The sequence below is a fragment of the Moorena sp. SIO1G6 genome (genome assembly GCF_010672795.1).
Classification (GTDB): Bacteria; Cyanobacteriota; Cyanobacteriia; order Cyanobacteriales; family Coleofasciculaceae; genus Moorena; species Moorena producens.
Genome location: NZ_JAAHFZ010000162.1, coordinates 1 through 1816 on the forward strand (window position 1 = coordinate 1; position 1816 = coordinate 1816).

Genomic DNA, 1816 nt, shown 5'->3' on the forward strand with positions numbered 1-1816 from the left:
TGTCACTCGGATTTCACGAGGGATGGATTTTCACCATCATGGTTATCAAGTTGTCATGGTTCTATAACCAAGCAGCTAATCCCCCAAATCCTTTATAGAATATGGTTTCTAGCTAACGAATCACACCTGCTCCGTTGCAGTCAGCATTTATCAATTCGCCCTTTCCAGACTTGTAAAGCCCACGTCTAACTCTTCTCCCACTTTCTTTCCACCCCTCGGGTTTTCCACCAAGTGTAGGCAAAAAATCACGGTCTAAAAAGCTAGCCTTGCTGGTGTAACTTTCTTCAGTCTCAACGAATTTGATACCGTACTCAATACATAGCTGTTCTATCCGACTTTTTAATTTAGCAGTAGGTATCTGAACAAACTGCTGATTATTCTTTTTTCCAATATTGATGCTGTCTTTGTTGCGCTTGTTCCAACCAAATACGACTGTACTAACGTTATTCCTTAAGCACCAGTTAACTATGAATCTAGCGGCTTTATTTACGTTGTCTCGCATTTGTCGATTTCGCTTTTCAATCAAAAAAGCTAGATGTTCGTCCCAGTAGTCTCTACTTTTACCCTTTTTGATAGCACCTACACGCTTGTTGTACCACTGGTTTTGAGACTTAACTTTTCTTCCATCTAATATAAACGACTTACCTGTAGTAGACACGCAGGTTAACCAGTTATTTAAACCAGGATCAATCCCTAAGACTTCACCTGTTTGAGTAACTGCTTCAGGAGCTGTTCTCTCATAGACGAACTCTAGATACAAGCACCCGTTTCTTGGTACAAATCGATACTCTTTTATCGCTTTGTAGTCAATATTGGAAGGCATAGGTAGAAGGAAATGGTCTATCCCAAACCATGCTTTAATCTGTTTTCCTAGAGTAAACTTAAGCTGACCCTTTATCAGCTTCACCCATCTAGCCGGATAGCTAACAACAGCCAATCCCCCCTTTTTTCTATAATTAGGAACTCTAGGCTTGTTTGCTAGCTGACCTTTCTTATATAGCTTGTTTAAGGCTTTGTAAGACTTAAAGGATTCTATTACTCCGTGTAGTGTCTGCTGAGCACAAGCTGACCTCATTGCCTTGAAGTGATGATTTGTCTTCATTATCTTATCCAGATCGGCATTTGTAAGATACCTTCCAGCTTTGAACAACAATTGACGGCAGTAATAAATCCCGCAGTTAGTTAACTTGTTAGCTTCTGAACAGATAAACTCGATAATTGCTCTATTATCAGGTGTCGTAGTTATTAAATGTTGTTGACAACCATACATATTGCATCGACCTTTTGCTGTGCTAATTTAATTATATACTACCGTAATGAATGGGTCAAACATATGCCAGAAAAAAAGAGAAGAGTCGGGAGACCAAGTATCTATGAGGAAAGCAAAAAGACTTACAGTGTTAAGGTTACAAAAATAGCTTGGGGAAATATTAAAAATATGGCAGAGTCTTCTGGCTTGAGCTTGTCTGAGTTCATGGAGTACCTAGGAAGGAATGGAAAACTACCTTAAACACGATAGCCGGGATAAATCCCGGCACGCTCCACGCCCACCCAATAAATTAGGTGGCTAACTCTCGCTTGTTACTTTCCTGTTTCACTATCTTGATTCACCCTGAAAGCTTAACCACTCAACCTTAACCCTGCAACCAACTAACCTTCAACCAATTAACTTTCAACTGTATCCGATTGTTACTGTTTGACCCGGTGGGTGGAACGGGCATCTTGCCCGTTTCCTGCCTCGGACAGGCTTTCCCAAAACTGGCAAAGAGGTGGAAAATCAGGGCCAGCCTTTTGGTGGTGCGTTACGGGGCAGACT

2 protein-coding genes are annotated in these 1816 nt (G+C 41.1%); one reads left to right on the forward strand and one right to left on the reverse strand.

Annotated elements, in window-relative coordinates; all coding sequences use genetic code 11:
• Positions 1-112: 112 nt before the first annotated feature.
• Complete coding sequence (locus F6K63_RS36720) at positions 113-1270, reverse strand: RNA-guided endonuclease InsQ/TnpB family protein (protein WP_287314997.1); 1158 nt, start codon at positions 1268-1270, stop codon at positions 113-115.
• Positions 1271-1333: 63 nt separating this feature from the next.
• On the opposite strand from F6K63_RS36720, the gene F6K63_RS36725 reads away from it, so the two are divergent.
• Positions 1334-1510, forward strand: coding sequence for a hypothetical protein (locus tag F6K63_RS36725; protein WP_008183297.1), 177 nt, complete (start codon positions 1334-1336; stop codon positions 1508-1510).
• Positions 1511-1816: the final 306 nt, after the last annotated feature.

Excerpts from the sequence above, each read along its gene's own strand:
- F6K63_RS36725 (WP_008183297.1), top strand. The coding sequence starts at position 1,334 with ATGCCAGAAAAAAAGAGAAGAGTCGGGAGACCAAGTATCTATGAGGAA.
- F6K63_RS36720 (WP_287314997.1), bottom strand. The coding sequence starts at position 1,270 with ATGTATGGTTGTCAACAACATTTAATAACTACGACACCTGATAATAGA.